20 protein-coding genes are annotated in these 19,249 nt (G+C 61.3%); 8 read left to right on the plus strand and 12 right to left on the minus strand.

All coding sequences use genetic code 11. From position 1 onward, the window contains the following. Positions 1-309 precede the first annotated feature (309 nt). The 8 genes from MRY75_RS10645 to cydD form a co-directional block, all read right to left on the minus strand. Complete coding sequence (locus tag MRY75_RS10645) at positions 310-657, minus strand: DUF5368 domain-containing protein (protein WP_292307636.1); 348 nt, start codon at positions 655-657, stop codon at positions 310-312. Positions 658-668: 11 nt separating this feature from the next. Then, positions 669-1,979 (minus strand): FAD-dependent oxidoreductase, encoded by a 1,311-nt coding sequence (locus MRY75_RS10650; protein WP_292307637.1) that lies wholly within the window; start codon positions 1,977-1,979, stop codon positions 669-671. A gap of 136 nt (positions 1,980-2,115) precedes the next feature. Then, positions 2,116-2,553: a hypothetical protein gene (locus tag MRY75_RS10655; protein WP_292307639.1), complete on the minus strand. Its 438-nt coding sequence runs from the start codon at positions 2,551-2,553 to the stop codon at positions 2,116-2,118. A 125-nt stretch (positions 2,554-2,678) separates the two neighbouring features. Beyond that, positions 2,679-2,816 (minus strand): cytochrome bd-I oxidase subunit CydX, encoded by a 138-nt coding sequence (gene cydX / locus MRY75_RS10660; protein WP_292307641.1) that lies wholly within the window; start codon positions 2,814-2,816, stop codon positions 2,679-2,681. 14 nt (positions 2,817-2,830) lie between these two features. Beyond that, on the minus strand, positions 2,831-3,991 hold the full coding sequence (gene cydB / locus MRY75_RS10665) for a cytochrome d ubiquinol oxidase subunit II (RefSeq protein ID WP_292307643.1): 1,161 nt from the start codon (positions 3,989-3,991) through the stop codon (positions 2,831-2,833). 5 nt (positions 3,992-3,996) lie between these two features. Then, positions 3,997-5,610, minus strand: a complete 1,614-nt coding sequence (locus MRY75_RS10670; RefSeq protein WP_292307645.1) for a cytochrome ubiquinol oxidase subunit I — start codon at positions 5,608-5,610, stop codon at positions 3,997-3,999. 121 nt (positions 5,611-5,731) lie between these two features. Further along, positions 5,732-7,393: an ATP-binding cassette domain-containing protein gene (locus tag MRY75_RS10675; protein WP_292307646.1), complete on the minus strand. Its 1,662-nt coding sequence runs from the start codon at positions 7,391-7,393 to the stop codon at positions 5,732-5,734. Further along, positions 7,390-9,021 carry a thiol reductant ABC exporter subunit CydD gene (gene cydD / locus MRY75_RS10680; protein WP_292307647.1) on the minus strand — a complete coding sequence of 544 codons (1,632 nt, stop codon included), beginning with the start codon at positions 9,019-9,021 and terminating at the stop codon, positions 7,390-7,392. The genes MRY75_RS10675 and cydD overlap by 4 nt, the downstream gene beginning before the upstream one ends. 122 nt (positions 9,022-9,143) lie before the next feature. Here cydD and MRY75_RS10685 point away from each other — a divergent pair, with 122 nt between their 5' ends. Continuing rightward, complete coding sequence (locus MRY75_RS10685; RefSeq protein ID WP_292307649.1) at positions 9,144-9,620, plus strand: Rrf2 family transcriptional regulator; 477 nt, start codon at positions 9,144-9,146, stop codon at positions 9,618-9,620. Positions 9,621-9,668: 48 nt separating this feature from the next. Here MRY75_RS10685 and MRY75_RS10690 read toward each other — a convergent pair whose 3' ends face one another. Further along, positions 9,669-10,331: a peroxiredoxin gene (locus MRY75_RS10690; protein ID WP_292307651.1), complete on the minus strand. Its 663-nt coding sequence runs from the start codon at positions 10,329-10,331 to the stop codon at positions 9,669-9,671. 128 nt (positions 10,332-10,459) lie between these two features. Between MRY75_RS10690 and MRY75_RS10695 the strand changes: the two genes are divergently transcribed. The 5 genes from MRY75_RS10695 (at position 10,460) to MRY75_RS10715 (ending at position 15,409) form a co-directional block, all read left to right on the plus strand. After that, the gene (locus MRY75_RS10695) at positions 10,460-11,341 is read left to right on the plus strand and encodes a hydrogen peroxide-inducible genes activator (protein ID WP_366934926.1); all 882 of its coding nucleotides are present in this window, start codon (positions 10,460-10,462) and stop codon (positions 11,339-11,341) included. Between the two features lie 427 nt (positions 11,342-11,768). Continuing rightward, complete coding sequence (gene dusA / locus MRY75_RS10700; RefSeq protein ID WP_292307654.1) at positions 11,769-12,776, plus strand: tRNA dihydrouridine(20/20a) synthase DusA; 1,008 nt, start codon at positions 11,769-11,771, stop codon at positions 12,774-12,776. Continuing rightward, on the plus strand, positions 12,730-13,557 hold the full coding sequence (locus MRY75_RS10705) for a hypothetical protein (RefSeq protein ID WP_292307656.1): 828 nt from the start codon (positions 12,730-12,732) through the stop codon (positions 13,555-13,557). Before dusA ends, MRY75_RS10705 begins: the two co-directional genes overlap by 47 nt. 165 nt (positions 13,558-13,722) lie before the next feature. Continuing rightward, entirely contained in the window at positions 13,723-14,832 is a 1,110-nt protein-coding gene (locus tag MRY75_RS10710) for a calcium-binding protein (RefSeq protein ID WP_292307658.1), read from the plus strand. A 100-nt stretch (positions 14,833-14,932) separates the two neighbouring features. Further along, positions 14,933-15,409: a hypothetical protein gene (locus tag MRY75_RS10715; RefSeq protein WP_292307659.1), complete on the plus strand. Its 477-nt coding sequence runs from the start codon at positions 14,933-14,935 to the stop codon at positions 15,407-15,409. 81 nt (positions 15,410-15,490) lie between these two features. Here the strand turns inward: MRY75_RS10715 and MRY75_RS10720 are convergent, their stop codons facing one another. From MRY75_RS10720 to ccmI, 3 genes are read right to left on the minus strand one after another with little or no spacing between them, the layout of a single operon-like run. Beyond that, positions 15,491-15,721, minus strand: coding sequence for a DUF1289 domain-containing protein (locus MRY75_RS10720; protein WP_292307661.1), 231 nt, complete (start codon positions 15,719-15,721; stop codon positions 15,491-15,493). 14 nt (positions 15,722-15,735) lie between these two features. Further along, positions 15,736-16,212 (minus strand): Holliday junction resolvase RuvX, encoded by a 477-nt coding sequence (gene ruvX, locus MRY75_RS10725; protein WP_292307663.1) that lies wholly within the window; start codon positions 16,210-16,212, stop codon positions 15,736-15,738. A gap of 4 nt (positions 16,213-16,216) precedes the next feature. Further along, positions 16,217-17,446, minus strand: a complete 1,230-nt coding sequence (gene ccmI, locus MRY75_RS10730; protein WP_292307664.1) for a c-type cytochrome biogenesis protein CcmI — start codon at positions 17,444-17,446, stop codon at positions 16,217-16,219. A 184-nt stretch (positions 17,447-17,630) separates the two neighbouring features. Here ccmI and MRY75_RS10735 point away from each other — a divergent pair, with 184 nt between their 5' ends. Together MRY75_RS10735 and MRY75_RS10740 are read left to right on the plus strand one after the other, a co-directional pair. Beyond that, entirely contained in the window at positions 17,631-18,875 is a 1,245-nt protein-coding gene (locus MRY75_RS10735; protein WP_292307666.1) for a sarcosine oxidase subunit beta family protein, read from the plus strand. Between the two features lie 11 nt (positions 18,876-18,886). Continuing rightward, positions 18,887-19,216: a sarcosine oxidase subunit delta gene (locus MRY75_RS10740; RefSeq protein ID WP_292307667.1), complete on the plus strand. Its 330-nt coding sequence runs from the start codon at positions 18,887-18,889 to the stop codon at positions 19,214-19,216. The last annotated feature ends 33 nt before the right edge of the window (positions 19,217-19,249 follow it).

A 19,249-nucleotide genomic window follows, 5' to 3' on the forward strand; every position in this document is an offset into this window, starting at 1 on the left:
CAAACCCCCGGTCGTTTCGCCCCCGGTTTCGACCGCAGCACGCTGATACCGGCGCACGATCTGATCCGGCGATAAGCGACCCTATGGTACGTGAACGCCAGCGGGCATAACCGACCTTTCAAGCAGCCATTTGTAATGATCGCGGTGATAAATCGAATGCAACGCGATAAGCCAGACCTGAATGAACTGACTTGCTACAGGCCAATAAAGGCTGTGTTTGCGATGGTTATTCGGCAGTGACAACAGCAGCGATTATCATGGGCAAGAACTCACCACAATTCCGGGGCCCTGGGATTGCGGTGCCGAACTTCATTGCCTGGGACGGATGAAAGACTGGACCGTATAAACCAGAATTGCGGTCCCTATGGCTCCGGCGATGGCAGTTCCCAGGAACACAATTATGTCGACCGGTCCACCAAGGTCGCTCAGTTTCGAACTGGTCATAACCAGAACAAACCAGATCGCAAGAATGGCACCGACCGGCATGGACAGCTGTGCCAAGAGGAATTTGCGCCACGAAATGCTGTGATCCCGGATCAGTACGTAGATGTATCCCGCCGTGACAAGCGCTGCGGCGGCCACCATGGCCCAGAACAGTCCAATGCCGAAGATTTCTTCGAACACGGCGAGCATTGTGCCAAAGGTCATATCTTTCATGTCAGGTCTCCTTACGCGCGTCCGCGCAGCATGGCATTATAAGTCGCCTTCAAGGCCACTTCCTTCATCAGCCAGCTGATCCAAAGTTCTTCCAGCGGCGCGATGACGCCTGGGAAAGATGGGACAAGGTTGTTGTTGTAATAGAACTCGACCAGCATCGCGCGTCCGACGCGTGTGATCATCGGGCAGGACGTGTAGCCGTTGTAGGTCTCGGTGGACTCGCGGCCTTCGATGGCGGCGACAAGACCGTCTTCGATCGCCGGGACCTGCCATTTCACCGATGCCGCCGTCTTGCCCTTGGGTACCCCGGCCACGTCGCCCAGCGCCCAGATCGTGTCGTAGCGCAGGTGCCGCAGGGTGGCCATGTCGCATTCGACCCAGCCCTGATCGGTCCATTTGTCGGCCCAGCTCAGTCCGGATTGCCGGATCACCTCGGGGGCACGCTGGGGCGGGATCACGTGGATGTAGTCATAGTCCATCGTGACGTCGCCTTCGGGCGTCGCGAATGTCGCGGTCTTAGCGCCCGCATCCAATCCGCGCAGGACATGCGAATATTCCGGTGTGATGCCCCGGTCGCCGAACAGCATCCGCACCTTTTCAGACACGATGCGCACACCGAAGAGGCTGTCATTGTTGGCCATGTAATGCACGTCGAGTTTGCCGCGTGTGCCTGCGGTCCGGGCGATGTCCTCGATCAGGAAGGTGTGCTTGAGCGGCGCACCGGCGCATTTCATCTCGGTTGCGGGACGTGTGAACAGACCGACGCCGCCGGTTTCGGTATAGGCCTGCGCGGCTTTCCACGTCGCCGCTGCGTATTGCGGCCCGGCATAGAGCGCGCCGATGCCGTTCTGCCCCACCATGTCGAGCGAGAAGCCTTCGATGGCGTCGTGGTCCAGCACCAGACCCGGAGCGACCACAAGAAAATCATAGGGCACTTTCTGGCCGCTGGCCGTGTCGACCGTCTTGGCCTCGGGATCAATCGCCGCCGCGGCTTCGGCGATCAGGGTCACGCCATCGGGCAGCCAGTCGGTCGTCTTGGATACAACGTAGCTGGCGGGTTTCAGACCAGCGGCGACCAGCGACAGACCCGGCTGATAGAGGTGCTCGACCCGGGGGTCGATCAGCGTGATCTGGGCGCCCTCGAGCCGCGAGACCAGACGGTTCGCAAGCGCGGTGCCTCCGGCGCCGGCCCCGATGATTACGATCTTCGCGGACGTTGCCACCTGGGCCCGACCCTCTTGCGGTACCGAGACAGCCGCCGCGGCAGCGCCTCCGGCAGCCAGTGCCAGGAACTGACGCCGGTTTGCGGTCAGCTTGGTCATGGGATCCTCCTCGGGAATAAATATTCTGATTTTCGCATATGTGATTCTCGCGAAGATGGATTTGATATGTAGCAAACTCATCAAAACAGCCCGTCCTGATGCAAGTCAGAGCGGGCTGCGATCGCACGAAGACAGATCAGTAGCTGGCGATCCGCGCGTTCGGTGCGATCATGGCAGCGGCCATCGCGGGGGGCTGGGCCACCGTCACGCCATCCATCAAAGCATCCGCCTGCAGGCCTTTGCCCGGCAGGTAGATCGCGCAGACCTCGACCTTGGCGTTGGGCATCTCGGCGATCTTGCCCAACAGACCTTTCGGGCTCATGTCGCGCGGCGGTTGCGGCGCAGTGGCCGAGGCCGGCGCATCGTTCAGCGCAATGTCACCTGCCGGACCGCAGAGCAGGATATGCGGGGCTGCGCCTTGCTGGGCCGCCTGCATCGCAAGGACCATCGCCATCAACTGGGTCTGCGGCTCTGGCGCGGTCAGGATCGTGACCAGCGTGTCGGGGGCCTCCTGCGCGAGGGCGGGTCCCGTCAGCGTCAGTGCGGTACAGACCGCGAGGATGAGGTTTTTCATGGAGATCGTCCTTTCGGGGTTGGATCGTTTGAGAAAACTTGGGGTGCGGGCCCCTCGCCATAACGGGGCCCGCACCGGACAGGGGGAGGAAGGAACAAGCCCCCGGTCATTGGGTGCAAGGACGGTCAATGGGTGTGTTCACCCATCGGGCAGTCGCCTTCGTCCGAGAAACAGGCGTCGGTGCGCATCTCGAGCCAGATCGCGTTGAGAACGGCAAAGAGGGCGGCAAGGGGCAATCCGAGAAGCCATGCGAAATACCACATTGGTCAGGTCTCCTTCAGTAAACTGTGTCAGCGTTATCAGTGACTTGTGCCTCGGTGACCTTGCCCCAGAGCACCTTGTAGACCCACGCCGTGTACATCAGGATCAGCGGCATGAAGATCGCGGTGACCACCAGCATGATGAATAACGTCTGGTGCGAAGACGAGGAATCCCACACGGTGAGCGAGCTCTTGGGATCAAGGGTCGAGGGCAGGATGAACGGGAACATGGTCAACCCGACGGACGAGATGATCCCGAGGATGCCCATCTTCGACCAGAGGAGCGTCGACACCTCACGTCCCGCCCGCAGGCCCATCACCGCCAGCGCGATCCCGGCAAAGCCCATGACCGGCGCAATCACGATCCACGGACGCTCGGCATAGGCCGACAGCCACGATCCACCGTGTGTCACCTCGGAATAGAGCGGATTGGATGGGCCACTGGCCGCGACCTCGCCCAACGAAAAGCCGTCAACGCCCACGGCCAGCCACAGACCCGCCAGCGCATAGCCCGCAGCGGCAACGATCCCTGCCTTGATCCCAATAGCGCGGGCGCGTTCGGCAACCACACCTTCGGCCTTGAGCGACAGCCAAGCCGCCCCGTGCATCAGCAGCATCGCCAGCGACACCACCCCGGCGAGCAGCGCGAAGGGGCGCAGGAGGCCGATGAACTTGACGGCGAAGTTGCCCGGATACATCGGCATCAGGTCTTCGGTCAGGTAGAACGGCACACCCAGCAGGACATTGCCCACCGCCACACCGAAGAGCAGCGCGGGCACCGCACCGCCGGCGAAGAGCGCCCAGTCCCAGCGCGCCCGCCATGTCGCACCCTCGCGCTTGGAGCGGTACTTGAACGCTACCGGGCGCACGATGAAGGCGGCCAGAACCACAAACATCGCAAGGTAGAAGCCCGAAAAGCTGACGGCGTACAGCGGCGGCCACGCGGCAAAGATCGCGCCCCCGCCAAGGATGAACCACACTTGGTTGCCTTCCCAGACCGGGCCGACCGTGTTGATGGCCACGCGCCGTTCCACGTCGGTCTTGGCGACGAAGGGCAGAAGCGCGCCCACGCCCATGTCGAAGCCATCGGTCAGGGCAAATCCGATCAGGAGCACGCCCAGAAGCGCCCACCAGATCACGCGCAGGATGTCGTAGTCGATCAGTTCATAAAGGATCATCTGTCTTACTCCGCAGGGGTTGCGGCAAGGGTCGGAGCCGGGGTCTCGGAGCGCAGCCGCGCTTCGTGCCGTTCCTGCCAGGCATTGGTTTCTTCGACGTCCTGGAACGGGCCCTTGCGGATGTATTTCACCATCAGGCTCACCTCGATCACGAAGAGGACCGAATAGAAGATCAGGAACCCGGCCAATGTGATCAGCAGATCCGCGATGCTCAGATGCGAGGCGCTGAGCGCTGTCGGCAGCACGCCATCCACGGTCCAGGGCTGGCGGCCGAACTCGGCCACGAACCAGCCCAATTCGGCTGCGATCCACGGCGTCGGGATGATGGCGACAGCGGCATAAAGCGACCAGCGCGGGAACTGCATGTTCCGGAACGAGGCGCGGTAGAAGAAATACGCCATCACCGCGATGAAGCTGAAGCCAAGCGCCACCATGATCCGGAACGCCCAGAACAGCGGGGCCACACCGGGAACGGTGTCATCAGCTGCCATCTTGATCTGTTCTTCCGTCGCATCGCGCGGATCGTCGACATAGCGCTTGAGCAGCAAGGCATAGCCCAGATTGTCGGAATGCGCCTCGAAGGTCGCGCGCACCTCGGGTGGGGTTGCGTCACGCTGTTCGCGGATCGTCATCAGCGCGTCATAGGCGATCAGCCCGTCGCGGATCTTGACCTCGGATTCCGCCACCAGATCGTTGATGCCGGGGATTTCCTTGGTCAGGCTGCGCGTGCCGATCAGGCCCATCGCCCAGGGGATTTCCACGGCGTAATGCGTCTCACGCGCTTCCTGATCGGGAAAACCAATGGCGGTGAAGGGCGCGGGCGCGTCGTGGGTTTCCCACATCGCCTCGATCGCGGCGAGCTTCATTTTCTGCGTATGGCTGGCGGAATAGCCGGACTCGTCACCCAGAACGACAACGGACAGCGCGGCGGCAAGCCCAAAGGCGGACGCCACCGCAATGGATCGGCGGGCCAGATCTTTGTTCCTGTTCTGAAGGAGATAAAGCGCCGACACGCCCAGCACGAAGACGGACGCCGTCACATAGCCCGCAGATACGGTATGAACAAATTTCGCCTGCGCCACTTCGTTGAAGAGCACGTCAAAGAACGACGTCATCTCCATCCGCATGGTGTCGGGGTTGAATTCCGCGCCGACCGGGTTCTGCATCCAGCCATTGGCGATCAGAATCCACAAAGCCGAAAAGTTCGACCCGATGGCGACCAGCCAGGCAACCACCATGTGCTGCACCTTGCTCAGCTTGTCCCAGCCGAAGAAGAACAGGCCGACGAACGTGGCTTCAAGGAAGAACGCCATCAGCCCTTCGATGGCCAGAGGCGCGCCGAAGATGTCGCCGACATAGTGGCTGTAATAGCTCCAGTTCATGCCGAACTGGAATTCCATCGTGATGCCGGTGGCGACGCCCAGCACAAAGTTGATGCCGAACAGCGTGCCCCAGAATTTCGTCATCTGCCGCCAGATGGGGCGGTTCGTCATGACGTAGACGGTCTCCATGATCGCCACGAGGATCGACAGACCCAGCGTCAGCGGCACGAAGAGAAAGTGATACATGGCCGTCAGCGCAAACTGCATGCGCGACAGCTCGACCAGTCCGATCTCCATGGTGAACTCCTTGAACGATCAATAATTCGCATCGGTGATGCGGATTAAGTGTGTCGTATTCTGATTCCGAGATGTGTGATTTGATCTGTGTCAAAAACTTGTATCGGTGATGCGGATTAATTCAGCCAATCCGCGTGACCGGGCGCAGGGCCACGACGCGATCCGCAAAGGCGACCTCTTCGGGGCGGTGCGCCGCCATCAGGATCGCCGCATTGGGCAGTATTGCCCGGATGCCCCCAAGCACACGGGTCGCCAGAGGAGCGTCCAACCCTTCCGTCGGCTCGTCCAGCAGCAGAAGTTCGGGCCTGCGCAGAAGCGCCCGCGCCAGAACCAGACGCCGCCCCTCTCCGCCAGACAGCCCTGCGCCCCGGAACCCAAGCCGGGCGTCCAGCCCGCCTTTGTGTTCTACAGTTTCAGCAAGCCGAACAGCGTCAAGGACCGTCCAAAGCTCCGCATTCGTGGCATTAGGTGCCGCAAGCCTGAGGTTTTCGGCAATTGTTCCGGCGACCAGCGCATGCCGCTGGGGGACCATGGCAATCACACGTGTCCTCAGTGCTGCGTCGATCCAGTCAGTATCCAAGCCACCGAATTGCAGCGCACCGCAACGAGGCTTTCCGTGACCTGCCGCCATCAACAAGACAGTCGATTTCCCGCAACCACTGCGCCCAGTCAGCGCTACGGTTTCGCCTTTGGCGACAGTAAAGGAAACGGGGTCAAAAAGAGGAGTGGCATTGGTGCAGCGGGCCGCCGCGAATGCCGTTGCCACGAGCGATGCTGCAGCGGCTTTGAGGTCCAAACCACCTGTTGCCCTGTCCGCGTTGAGCATGGGCGCAATCCGTTTAGCCGCTGCACGCATCCGCCCGATTTCGGACAAGGCGCGGCGCACAGGTGACACCGCTTCTGAAAGCGCCAGCGCAGCGAAAATCCCGATCGCCGCTTGCGCCGCTGTGATCTCACCCGCCTGCGTCAGGGCCGCGCCGATCCCGAGTGCCGACGCAACGACTCCCCAGCCCATCAGGTCGAGCCAAAGCCCCGTCGTCCGCTCGATCCGCTCAACGTCAGATTGGTTCTCGGACTGGAATTGCATAGCTCTTTCGGCACTGGTTCGTGCGGCAGGCACCTGCCCGAATGCGATCAGGTCTTCCCGCATTGCGATCAGGTCGATGATGCGACTCCGTAGCGCCTGCATGCCTGCCTGCGCTTTGCGAGACGGCTTGTCCGCCCGGGCTTGCCCCCAGAAGAAGACCAGTGTGGGTCCAATGCCGTAACCCAGCAGGATGATAACCGCGATCGTGGGATGAACCAGCAGAGCAATTGCCAAAGCAGTAACGGCGATCACCAGCAAACCCGCCAAACCGGGAAGCACCAATCGCAAAGCCAAACCGTCCAACGCGTCGATATCCGAGGTCACGCGGTTCAGAAAAATACTGGCCCGCAAGCGTTCGATCTGACGATAGGGCGACATCAGAACCCCGTGCAGCAATCGCACTCTCAGTTTCGATAAGGCGCGCAGGGTCGCGTCATGGGTGGTCAACCTCTCACCGTATCGGGCGGCCGTGCGGCCCAAGGCAAGGAACCGCACCATTGCCGAAGGCGCGAAGACGTTGAAGATCGTCCCCAGCCCGATCATTCCGGCAGCGGCGGCGGCCGTGATGAACCAGCCCGATAAGGCCAAGAGCGAAACCCCCATCGTCAACACCGTCACGGACAGCGCCATCCCTTGGGAAAAGGCACGACGCTCTCCGGCCAGCAGCAGGCGGATGATCTGGAATAATGACCTCATAACGAGGACTCCAGCCGTATGAGTTTTCGCATCCTTTCGATGAGGCGCGGATCATGGGTTGTGGTGATCAATGTGCCACCGCTCGCGACATAGGCCAGCAGAGCCTCTACGATATCATTGGCCGTGTCGGCATCGAGATCGGCTGTAGGTTCATCGGCGAGGAGAACCGCAGGTGCCCGGTTCAAAGCGCGTGCAAGCATCACACGGCGGGCCTCGCCACCAGAAAGGCCTGCGCCGCTTTCTCCCAATTCTGTAAAATCCTTGGAAGGCAAACCGGAGATAACTGGGGTCACCTGCGTAAGCCTGAGAATATCTGCGTCCAACGGGGCGCCAAAGCCGATATTGTGGCGTAAGCTTCGCCCAAGAAAGCGTGGCGTTTGCGGCATCCAGCCCAAGGCAGCGCGCCATGAGTCGGCGTTTGTATCCGTCAGTTGCGTTCCGTTCAGCTGGACTGCACCGCATGTGGGCTGCTCCAAACCCGCAAGCACCCGCAACAAGGTTGTCTTTCCAATGCCGCTGGGGCCAATGATGGCCAAGCTGTCGCCCGGCCAGATGTCCAGATCCGGAAAGCGCAGCGTGCGATCTCTATGATCAATCTCCACATCCCGCATTGCCAGGCTCTGAAACATGACTGCCTCGGCATGCGCACCGTGTCCCAGCATCTCCCGGCGGCGTTCTGTGCGCCACGATATCACGTCCTCTTGTACGGCATCGGCTGCGGATTTGTCATGCCAAGCGGCCGCCAGATCACGCAATGGCTGGAAGAAATCCGGGGCCAGCAAGAGCAGGTAGATCCCCGCGAATGGATCCAAAGGCGTGCCCCATGTGCCCCAGCTGATTTCGCCCAGAAGCGCAAAGCCCACCCACACAGCGATCATCGCCACACCCAGCGCCGAGAAAAGTTCGAGCACGGTGGACGAAAGAAAGGCGACCCGCAGAACGGCCATCGTTTTTTCCCGAAGAGTGTCCGAGGCCTTGGCGAACCCGTCGACCACTTGCGGTCCGGCACCGACCAGAGTGAGGTCCCCAAGCGCCGCCAATCGGTCTGCTAGAAGATCATTCAGCGATCCAATCTCGATCATCTGACGCGCACTGGCCGCTTTTGCGGCCCATCCAACCAAGGCCATGAACACCGGGATCAATGGCCCTGTGGCGAGCAGAACCACCGCAGCAGCCCAGCTGTGCCATGCGGTGATCGCAAGGATGATCAGCGGGACGACCATGACGCGCAGGCGCGCCGGTGTGTATCGCACAAGAAACGGACGCAGCGCTTCAAGTTTTTCCGTAGCAAGCGCCGCAATTGACCCGGCGCCGCCAAAGTGTGACGCTTGGTCCGTGGCGGTTTCCGCGTCCAAGATCTCCTGCCGAATGTTTTGGATGTGCCTCTCGGCCGCTTCGCTCAGTGCCACCTGAGCCTGATACGTCAGGAGCGCCCGCATAACGCCAAGGCCGAAGAACGAGAGCGAGGTACCCCAAACACCCACGGCATCGCCAGACAAAAGCGCCGCCAAGACGTGAGCAATCACCCATGCCTGTGCCAGCCAGATCATGTTAACCACGACAGACAGCGCCGCCCCCAATCGGCCAGTCGGCGACGAAACGGTCTTATGAGGTGAAGAGTGACTCATGGTCCGCTTTCTTTTCGGAGCTTTTGGCCTCTTACGCCATGATCTTTGGATTTGACGTGATCTGGATCAAAGAAACTGGTATCCATGATGTGGAATATCGGTCGGAACGTGAAGGAAACGCGATGCGTCTGACGACCCGAACCAATCTTGCCGCGCGCACCCTTATGTACTGTGCGGTCAATGACGAACAGCTTGTGCGCACATCGGACATTGCAGAGCGCTGCAATGCCTCAATCAATCATGTCGCGCGGGTTGTTCAGCAACTCCAGGCCGAGGGTTATCTCGAGACTCTTCGTGGGCGCACCGGTGGCATCCGTCTTGCCAGACCCGCCAACCGCATTTCGATTGGCTCGGTGTTCCGCATATTCGAAACCGACATCCCCTTTGCCGAATGCTTTGACGAAGTCCGCAACACGTGCCCATTGGCTGCAACCTGCCGCCTGCGCGGCTATGTCGTGCGGGCGCTGGAGGCGTTCTATCACGAGCTGGACATGGTCACGCTCGAAGACCTTGTACGCGGCAATTGCGGGTTGATGGATTTACTTGCGATGCGCCCCGATATCTCTGCGTCCTGTTCGGGCCGCACCGCTTCCGCCTGACTGGTGTGCTCTTCCCTATCAGGCCGGGAAGAGCACAGCCCATGACACTCAGAGCGACTTTGTCGAGAAATACCAATCCGTGGTTTCATACCCCTCGGACATGCGTGCCTCAGCGGCATTGGTCGTTTGCGGCGTCGGAACGATCACGTCCTGACCCGGTGTCCAGTTCTCGGGAGTCGCCACCTTGTGCGTGTCTGCAGTCTGCAGGGCTTGGATCAGGCGGTAGAATTCGTCAATCGAACGACCATTGGTCATCGGGTAATAGACCATCGCCCGCAGGATTCCGTCGGGGTCGATGATGAAGGTCGCGCGCACCGCCTGTGTGTCGGACGCCCCAGGCTGGATCATGCCGTAGTCCTGCGCCACTTTCATGTCGAGGTCGGCGATGATCGGGAAGCCGATATCCACGCCAAAGCTGTCCTTGATCGACCGCACCCATGCGATATGCGCGTAGTGACTGTCGATGGACAGACCAAGCAATTCGGTGTTCAGTTCGGCAAAGTCATCGGCGCGGCGAGCAAAGGCCATGAATTCGGTGGTGCAGACCGGAGTAAAGTCGGCCGGGTGCGAAAACAGGATGAGCCATTTGCCGCGATAATCTGCAAGCGATTTTCGACCATGGGTGGTCAGCGCATCAAAGGCCGGCGCGGGCTCGTTGAGGCGGGGCAGGGTAACCTGAGACGGGGATGTGAATTCGGTGACAGCGTTCATTGTGGTCTCTCCTGTGATGTGTCTGAGACCGAGATAGACACTCTGGATATATTCTGGAAATTGAATTAAACGAGCCTGGTAATCGAAAATTACGATAGCCAAAGGACAGTATGACAACGCTTCGCCAAATGCGGTTCCTTGTGGCCTTGGCTGACACGGAAAACTTCTCGCGCGCCGCAGAGGTTTGCAACGTCACACAATCGACCCTGTCGACGGGACTCAAAGAAATGGAGGCGCGTCTGGGTGTGAAAGTCGCCGAACGCAGCACCCATTCCGTACTGATGACCTCGATCGGGACCACCCTCGCAGAGCGCGCAAGAGAGATTCTGGCAAAAGTGACCGATTTCGAGGCCGCAGCACAGGCTGAAACTTCGGCCGGCATGACGCAGCTCAGACTTGGTGTGATCCCGACGGTCGGTCCCTTTTTGCTTCCCCGCGCGCTGCCAAGACTGCGGGCGGCTTGGCCCGAGATGCAGATATACCTGCGCGAAGAATTGACAGAGTCGCTGTTGGCAGGTCTGACGGATGGGCGTTTGGACCTGATCCTGATCGCTTTACCACATGACTTGCCGCCGCAGGTGAAAACGATGCTGCTGTTCGAGGACGATTACAGCCTTGCGACGCCCCGGGCGCATCCGCTGGCCAATCTTTCGCGGGTCGAAGGGTCTGATCTGGCCGGTCGTCGTCTGTTGCTGCTTGAGCGCGGTCACTGCCTGCAAAAACACGCGCTGTCGAGCGTGCCTGGCGTTACACTCGAAGAGGACACATCTTTTGCGGCCACCAGTTTGCCGACGCTGGTCTCGATGGTCGAGGAAGGTATCGGGGTCACCCTATTGCCAAACCTGGCAATTGATGCAGGTCTGACGGCCGGACATGATTTGCATCTGTCGCAGCTCGAAGGCGCAACCCCGCGCCGGATCGTGTTGGCATGGCGCCAGAGTAGTGCTCAGACAGATATTTTTCGAAAGTTTGGTGAAATCTTGCTTCAATCAAGAGCTCCGTCTGCTTGAGTATTCAGCGCGACCTGCGGCTTATTGGGCAAAAACAAACGCAAGAAATTAGTCTGTTGTCATGTTGATTTATCGCTCAACGCCAGCTTTTCCATCCTGCCACTTGTCTACAGTAAGACGCAGCGAACTTCCGCTACCCGCCGACTCCGTTGAATGCTGCACGCAACGCGGAGGTTTGAGAAACGCTTGTTCATTTATCGTCGCTGGTCACAGCAATGTCTGCTCGTCGGATCGTATTGGCGGTGAGAATGTTTCAGCAGTGGGTCGCGAAAAGATTGAGTTTTGGGGTTGGTGTCAGCTTTGGACCCACCCAAACACCGCCAATTGCCTGTCTTTGCACAGGGCAGGGTGGCGGTACGTCCTTCTTGTGCGTATGGTGTCCACAGTGGTCAGTCCCAAGCGACTGCGGACCCTTGGAGATTGCTGAATGCCTTTGAACGCAGCCACCGCGGCCGCGCGCCTATCCTGTGCGCCGATGATGGACTGGACCGACCGTCACTGTCGGTTCTTCCACCGGCAGATCAGTCGTCGGGCGTTGCTCTATACCGAGATGGTGACGGCGCCCGCTCTTGTGCGGGGCGGGGCGGTGCACTTGCTGGCTTACAGTCCCGAGGAGCATCCCGTGGCCTTGCAGCTGGGCGGGTCGGATCCGCAGGAGCTGGCCGAGGCGGCACGGCTGGGGGCCGCGGCGGGGTATGACGAGATCAATCTCAATGTCGGCTGTCCGTCCGACCGCGTGCAATCGGGGACGTTCGGCGCGGTGTTGATGAAGACACCTGCCTTGGTGGCGGACTGCGTTGCGGCGATGAAGGCGGTTGTCGATGTGCCGGTGACGGTGAAATGCCGGATCGGAGTCGATGATCAGGATCCGGAGGTCGTTCTGCCCGACTTCATCATGCGGGTGCGGGATGCCGGCTGCGACTACCTCATCGTGCATGCGCGCAAGGCCTGGCTGCAGGGGCTGTCGCCCAAGGAGAACCGGGACATCCCACCGTTGGATTACGATCTGGTCGTCCGGATGGCCGAGCGCTTTCCGGAGCTTCCGATGTCCATCAATGGCGGGATTGAAACCCTGGACGAGGCTGCCGCCCTGATTGAACGCGGCCTTGCCGGATCGATGATCGGACGCGCCGCCTATCATCGGCCATGGGACGTGCTGTCGGAGGTGGATGCGCAGCTTTTCGGTGCAGAGCCTGCGGCTGGCTCGCGCGCCGAGGTCATCGATGCCATGCGGCCCTATATCGAGGCGCATCTGGATGCGGGCGGCCGCCTCCATCAGATCACGCGGCACATGCTGGGGCTTTTTGCCGGTCAGCCGGGGGCGCGCATCTGGCGGCGTGTGCTTTCGGAAAAGGCGAACCGGCCGGGCGCGGGCGTAATGCTGCTGGATGAGGCGCTCGAACGGATGCAGCAGCCCGACAGGCTTGCGGGCTGAGGCGATGGTGTCCGACTGGCCTGACTGCGGCTTTTTCCGGTTTCCCTGGCACGCCGAGACGTTTCGCTGGGCGCAGGCGGCGCGGCATGTGGCGCGTCGGGTGGTGCGCGATCCGGACATGATCGCACGCTGGCTGCAATGTGACGGCACGTGGTTTGTGGGGGTCGATGCGCTGCCGTCGGACAAGGATGGCGCGGTTGGGTCCGTGCCGCTGGCCGGGCCTGCCGCTGACCGGATCGGTCCACGGCAGGATCTGCACCCGGCACAGCTCTCGGTGACATATCCCGGGTATCCGCGTCCGCGCGCGGGCGAAAGTCCCGCAGCCTTTCGGTTCCGGCTCAACCGGGATGCCGCGCATATGGACGGTGTTCTGGCCGAAGGTACGCCGAAACGGCGCTTTCTGCGGGAACGGCACGATTGGATTCTGGGCCTTCCACTGACGGAAACGTCAGAGGGGGCCAGTCCGCTCGTCGTCTGGGCGGGCAGCCACCAGATCCTGCAGCAGGCGCTGATCAACGCGCTCGGCGAGAGCCCCGAAGACAGTTGGCCGGAGATCGACATCACCGAGGTTTATCAGGCTGCGCGTGCCCGGTGTTTCGAGGACTGTCCGCGCATTCCGCTCTTTACACGTCCGGGCGAGGCGGTTTTACTCAATCCGTTCCTGCTGCATGGCGTGTCGCGCTGGCAAGCCGGAGCAACCGCCTCGGAGGAGGGCAGGATGGTCGCCTATCTGCGACCGGAATCACGTGAATCAGGGCAGGTGTGGATAAGGCAAAAATAAGGCACCGCCACATTCCACAGCGGCATTGTTGACAATGCCGGGTCGGATTTTTCAACTGTTTCGCAATCCCTAACAATATCTCTCAAATTGTCGATTTTATTATGGGGGATGGACCGCTCGGGCGTAAGTTGAACGTCAATCGGTAATCTTGGGATTAACGTTCACATGGAATATGCAGCACTCTTGGCGCTCACTTTGATCGGTCTGACAGCAGGACTGTTCGTGGATTCGGGCGATGACGACGACGATACGGACACGCCGACCGAAGGCGGTGGCGGCACGGATGGTGGCGGTACCGACGGCGGTGGTACGGATGGCGGCGGCACGGACGGTGGCGGCACGGATGGCGGCTCGGACGGGATCTTCACGTCCGATGGCGTGACCTTCGGCACCGAGTCCGGCGATGTGATCACCGCTGCCGAGGGCGGCGACACCGTGGTGGGTGCGGGTGGTGACGACCAGATCACCGGCAACTCCGGTGACAATATCCTCGATGGGCAGATCGGTGACGACAGCGTCTTCGGCGGTGGCGGTGACGATCAGGTCTTCGGCAGCGAAGGCAACGACTCGCTGGTGGGCAATTCGGGTGATGACCTTGTTGCCGGCGGCACCGGGAATGACATCCTGTCTGGCGGACTGGGCAATGACACCATGTTCGGCGATGCGGGCGATGACCTGCTCGATGGTCAGGAAGACAACGACGAGCTGGTCGGCGGCGCAGGCAATGACACCATGTTCGGTGGCCCAGGCGCCGACACCCTTTTCGGCGGTGACGGCAATGACAGCATCATGGATGGCGACGGCGACGATTCGCTGGTCGGTGGCGCTGGTGCGGACACGCTTGATGGTGGCGCCGGGGATGACCAGATTTTCGGCATCTGGGACGGCAATGATGACCAGATCACCAACGCGCCCGACCTTCTTGATCCCGATGTGCTTCTGGGGGGCGAAGGCAACGATGATGTCCATCTCGGCAGCGGTGACGTGGCCTTTGGTGAGGAAGGGGACGACATCTTCTACACCGGCACCTGGGTCGATCCGGACAATGCGCCGATGATCATGGACCTTGATCCGGATGAAGTTGTGATCCTTTCCGTGCCGGTCGGAGCCTCCGCAAGCGGGTCGGTCACGATCGAGACGGACGCATCCAGCGGTGACAGCCTTGTGCAGTTCAACGGACAAACCGTGGCCATGGTCTCGTCCGCTGTCGGACCTGTCTCTCTCGACCAGATCCTTGTCGTGGAAAGCACCAGCATCGCTCAGGCATCAGCTTGAGACACCTGATCTTCTCCCGCGCCGGATACCGTGATTTTCCTTTGGCGCGGGAACATGATAACCCACTCCGCAGAGTAAGCGGTACCTAAAGAAAAAAGACATGAGACTTGCCCTGCTGATTTTTGCCTTGATCGCCACGCCCGCGCTGGCGCGCGATCTGCCACCAGCACCTCCCACCTACGAACAGCCGACCTTCGAGCGTCCGACGACTCCCACGACCCCTCCGACGACGCCGCCGACAACACCGACTCCGCAACAACCGGATGATCCGGACGAGCCGCAAGAGCCGCGCGTGGTGAAGGCCGTCCCGAAACCGGCGCCGGTCTCCTGTCCCAAGGTGAAATGCGTGACCGACGAAAACGGTCATCGCCGTGCGATGTTCACCGCGGATGTGCAGCCGGACATGTATTACCTCGGTCGCAATTTCTGCGCCACCGCTCCAAAGGATGTCGAAGTGACGGCCTGTTGTCTGGCCAAACCCGACAACACCTACCAGATTCTCTACAACGTTCAGGTGAGCAAGAAGGCGCATTGGAAAGCGAAACAGTTCTGCACCTGCGTGCTGGAACTGGACTGAACCGGATTAAACCTTCGACGATCGCAAGCTTCCGGGGCCAGTGGCCCCGGTTTTTTGTTCACAGGTTCGAAAACAGACGGATCAGCGTTTGAGCCGAGCGGCGCGGCCACCACGGCGCTTGGTCAGTTGGCCTGCACGGGAGGGCAGCTCTGCCATGACCTCACGGCGCGCCTCGGGCGTCATTTTCGACCAGGCCCCGATTTCGTCGATGGTGCGCAGGCACCCGGTGCACAGGCGGCTCTCGGGATGCACGACACAGATCTTCACACAGGGGCTTTCGATCTCGTCGCGGCTCCAGATGTCGTCTTTCATGGGCACGGGTTCCTTTATCGCGCGGCTTCGATGTGGCGCAGCCGGTCCAGCGCCCCTTGCAGGATATAGCTGGCCGCAACATGGTCGATCACCTCTGCGCGACGTTTTCGGGTCGTATCCGCCTCAAGCAGTGCTCTTTCTGCCGCAACCGTCGACAGGCGTTCGTCCCAGAAGGTGATCGGGCGATCCCAGAGCGCTGCGAAATTCCGCGCAAAGGCGCGGGTTGATTGGCAGCGCGGTCCCTCGGTCCCGTCCATGTTGCGCGGCAATCCAAGAACCAGCCCGGCGATGTCGCGCTTTGTCAGAATCGCCAGCAGCGCCTCGGCATCGACACCGAATTTCTTGCGTTTGATCGTCTCCAGCGGGGTGGCCACGCTGCGCAGCCCATCTGAAACCGCAACCCCGATGGTCTTGGTACCAAGATCCAGCCCTGCAATCGCGCGCATCGGCGGCAGCCCGGCGGCGAAGTCGGAGATCTCGTCGTAGATCAAGACCTTACAGCACCAATCCGGCAGCCCGCGCGCCTTCGCGGACAATGTCGAGTGCCTCCGGATTGTCGGCAAAGACCTCTTGGGCGTTGTTCCAGATGGCAATCGCCTGTGCCTCGTCGCCCAGCACGCCGAGGGACGAGATCAATCGCGCCCATTCTTCGGGCGTTCCGCCTTCGGTGGCCAGCCGGTCCGACAGACGTGCCACCATGCCGCGGATCATCTCCTGACGGTCCTCGACGCTCATTTCGCCCGCAGCCTCGACATCCGAAGCACTCGGCCCGGGCATGCCGGCCATGCGCGGCACCTGGTAGTCGGCAACACCGGCGCGGAAGGCCATGTCCTCGATCTGGGCCAGGATCGGCGGCAGCCAGGCCGCATCCGGGGGGCTTTGCCGCAGGAGCCGGTCCCAGAGCCGGAATGCGACATCGGGCCGCCCGGTCTGGGCCATCATCAGTCCCATGTAATAAAGCGAGACACCGTTCTCCGGATCGCGCGTCAACGCCGCTTCCAGCACCCGTTCCGCCTCGGGTGAGACATATCCGCCGGCGGCCAAGACCATCATGTCTGCCAGATCGGCGTAATCCTTGCCCGTGGCATCGTCCCCCTTGATCGACAGGACCTGCTGCTGCGCTTCGTAGGCGGCGACGTAATTGCCCATCGCGGCCTCGGATCGCGCCAAAAGCACATGCCCCTGAAGATCACCCGGACGTTCGGCCACCGCACCGCGCAGGCGCTGAACCAGCGCCGCGTATTCCGGCTGGATTTCAGGCGCCGCGGTGGTGGGCGTTTCCGCCTCTGCCTCGGCTTGGGACGGGCGGTTCTGGCGCGCGGTTTCCGCCATTTCCATCCGGGCCGCAAGCCCCAGATCGCCATAGCCCGGCGCGCCAATCTGCGTGTAAAGCCAATAGCTTCCACCAACCAGCAGCGCGCCCATCACCGTCGCGACCGCAGCGCTCAGCACCTGCGATTGTGCCCCTGCATCGCCTCTGGCCTGCGCCTTGGAATCCGCTGAAAGGATGCGCCGCGAAATCTCGGTCCGCAGCCGTTCCGCGTCTTCCTGCGAAATAACGCCGCGTGCAAGGTCACGATCCACTTCGGTCAGCTGGTCGCGATAGACCTGCAGATCGAAGGCTTCGGCGGGTCCGGTATGCCGTTGTCCGCGCAGCAAAGCCAACGCCAGAAGGCCCGCCATCGCAGTGGCCAGAAAAATGGTCGCGACCCAGAAAAGCGTCATCGTGTGCAAGATCCGTCAACTGTTTGTCAGACATCTATATGCGCGGGTCGCTTGAAAAAAGGGCAAAACCCCGTGACAAAGCGCCATGTCGCAAAATCACGTCAAAAGGGCGCTGTGAGTATCCGCTTGCCGCCCCGTTCGGTCCACATATCCGTCAAATCACCCAAGCTTCGAGTCGCGCCCCATGAAACGCTATTCCGCCTTTGCCGTTGCCCGTGAAGCCCTCCGCTACCACACCGGATGGGAACGGGCCTGGCGCAAGCCCGAGCCAAAGAAGAAATACGATGTGATCATCGTTGGGGCAGGGGGCCACGGCCTCGCCACCGCCTATTACCTTGGCAAGAATTTCGGCATCAAGAACGTCGCCGTGATCGAAAAAGGCTGGCTTGGCGGCGGCAACACCGGCCGCAACACCACGATCATCCGCTCGAACTATCTGCAGGATCCGTCGGCCGCGATCTACGAAAAGGCGCGCTCGCTTTACGAGACCCTGTCGCAGGACCTGAACTACAACATCATGTTCAGCCCCCGTGGCGTGATGATGCTGGCCCAGACAGAACATGAGATCCGGGGCTACCGCCGCACCGCGCACGCCAACTCCCTGCAGGGCGTCGAGACGCAGTTCATCGGCCCCGCCCGTGTGAAAGAGCTCTGCCCGATCATCGAACTCAACGGCCCGCGCTACCCGGTCCTCGGCGCGCTCTGGCAGCCGCGCGGCGGCACTGCACGCCATGACGCCGTCGCCTGGGGCTATGCCCGTGCGTGTTCCGACATGGGGATGGACATCATCCAGCAATGCGAGGTCACCGCGATCCGGCAGGAGGGCGGCCGCGTCAAGGGCGTGACCACCACCAAGGGCGAGATCGACTGCGATAAGCTGGGCATCGTCGTCGCCGGTCACTCAGGCGTGCTGGCTGAAATGGCGGGCTTCCGTCTGCCCATCGAATCCGTGGCCCTTCAGGCGCTGGTGTCCGAACCGATCAAGCCCTGCATGGATGTGGTCGTCATGGCCAACACCGTGCACGGCTACATGAGCCAGTCCGACAAGGGCGAGATGGTCATCGGCGGCGGTGCCGACGGCTACAACAACTACACCCAGCGCGGGTCCTTCCACCATGTCGAGGAAACCGTCCGCGCGCTGATCGAAACCTTCCCGATGATCTCGCGCCTCAAGATGCTGCGCTGGTGGGGCGGGATCGTCGACATGACCGGCGACCGCTCGCCCATCCTGTCGAAAACGCCGCTCGACGGCTGCTTCATCAATTGCGGCTGGGGCACCGGCGGCTTCAAGGCGATCCCCGGCTCCGGCTGGGGCATGGCCGAGCTGATCGCCAAGGGCTACTCACCGCTGACCGCCGAATTCGGTCTCAACCGCTTCCGCGAGGGCCGGTTCATTGACGAGAGCGTCGCCGCTGGCGTTGCGCACTAGGGAGTAAAGACATGCTATTGATCACCTGCCCCTATTGCGGCGTGGCCGCTGAAGAAACCGAACTGCATGGCGGCGGCGAAGCGCATCTGAAACGCTTTGGCCCCGACTCCAGCGATGACGATTTCACCGGCTACCTGTTCCACCGCGAAAACCCCAAGGGGGTGCATTTCGAACGCTGGCGGCATGTGAACGGCTGCGGCAAGTGGTTCCACGCGGCGCGATGCACCAACACGCTCGAAGTCTTCGGCACCTATAGCGCCCAGACGACGGAACCGCCGAAAGACATCCTCGACACCATCCGCGCCAAGCGCCCCGGATTCAAATGGAGGGACATCGCATGACCCTTCATCTTGCCCAGAAAACTCCCGCCGGAG

Source organism: Marivita sp., assembly GCF_022763305.1.
In the GTDB taxonomy this organism is placed as follows: domain Bacteria; phylum Pseudomonadota; class Alphaproteobacteria; order Rhodobacterales; family Rhodobacteraceae; genus Marivita.

Bases quoted from the DNA above. Each gene is read 5' to 3' on its own strand.
- MRY75_RS10645 (WP_292307636.1), bottom strand. From the start codon at position 657: ATGAAAGATATGACCTTTGGCACAATGCTCGCCGTGTTCGAAGAAATC.
- MRY75_RS10650 (WP_292307637.1), bottom strand. From the start codon at position 1,979: ATGACCAAGCTGACCGCAAACCGGCGTCAGTTCCTGGCACTGGCTGCC.
- MRY75_RS10655 (WP_292307639.1), bottom strand. From the start codon at position 2,553: ATGAAAAACCTCATCCTCGCGGTCTGTACCGCACTGACGCTGACGGGA.
- cydX (WP_292307641.1), bottom strand. From the start codon at position 2,816: ATGTGGTATTTCGCATGGCTTCTCGGATTGCCCCTTGCCGCCCTCTTT.
- cydB (WP_292307643.1), bottom strand. From the start codon at position 3,991: ATGATCCTTTATGAACTGATCGACTACGACATCCTGCGCGTGATCTGG.
- MRY75_RS10670 (WP_292307645.1), bottom strand. From the start codon at position 5,610: ATGGAGATCGGACTGGTCGAGCTGTCGCGCATGCAGTTTGCGCTGACG.
- MRY75_RS10675 (WP_292307646.1), bottom strand. From the start codon at position 7,393: ATGAGGTCATTATTCCAGATCATCCGCCTGCTGCTGGCCGGAGAGCGT.
- cydD (WP_292307647.1), bottom strand. From the start codon at position 9,021: ATGAGTCACTCTTCACCTCATAAGACCGTTTCGTCGCCGACTGGCCGA.
- MRY75_RS10685 (WP_292307649.1), top strand. From the start codon at position 9,144: ATGCGTCTGACGACCCGAACCAATCTTGCCGCGCGCACCCTTATGTAC.
- MRY75_RS10690 (WP_292307651.1), bottom strand. From the start codon at position 10,331: ATGAACGCTGTCACCGAATTCACATCCCCGTCTCAGGTTACCCTGCCC.
- MRY75_RS10695 (WP_366934926.1), top strand. From the start codon at position 10,460: ATGCGGTTCCTTGTGGCCTTGGCTGACACGGAAAACTTCTCGCGCGCC.
- dusA (WP_292307654.1), top strand. From the start codon at position 11,769: ATGCCTTTGAACGCAGCCACCGCGGCCGCGCGCCTATCCTGTGCGCCG.
- MRY75_RS10705 (WP_292307656.1), top strand. From the start codon at position 12,730: ATGAGGCGCTCGAACGGATGCAGCAGCCCGACAGGCTTGCGGGCTGAG.
- MRY75_RS10710 (WP_292307658.1), top strand. From the start codon at position 13,723: ATGGAATATGCAGCACTCTTGGCGCTCACTTTGATCGGTCTGACAGCA.
- MRY75_RS10715 (WP_292307659.1), top strand. From the start codon at position 14,933: ATGAGACTTGCCCTGCTGATTTTTGCCTTGATCGCCACGCCCGCGCTG.
- MRY75_RS10720 (WP_292307661.1), bottom strand. From the start codon at position 15,721: ATGAAAGACGACATCTGGAGCCGCGACGAGATCGAAAGCCCCTGTGTG.
- ccmI (WP_292307664.1), bottom strand. From the start codon at position 17,446: ATGACGCTTTTCTGGGTCGCGACCATTTTTCTGGCCACTGCGATGGCG.
- MRY75_RS10735 (WP_292307666.1), top strand. From the start codon at position 17,631: ATGAAACGCTATTCCGCCTTTGCCGTTGCCCGTGAAGCCCTCCGCTAC.
- MRY75_RS10740 (WP_292307667.1), top strand. From the start codon at position 18,887: ATGCTATTGATCACCTGCCCCTATTGCGGCGTGGCCGCTGAAGAAACC.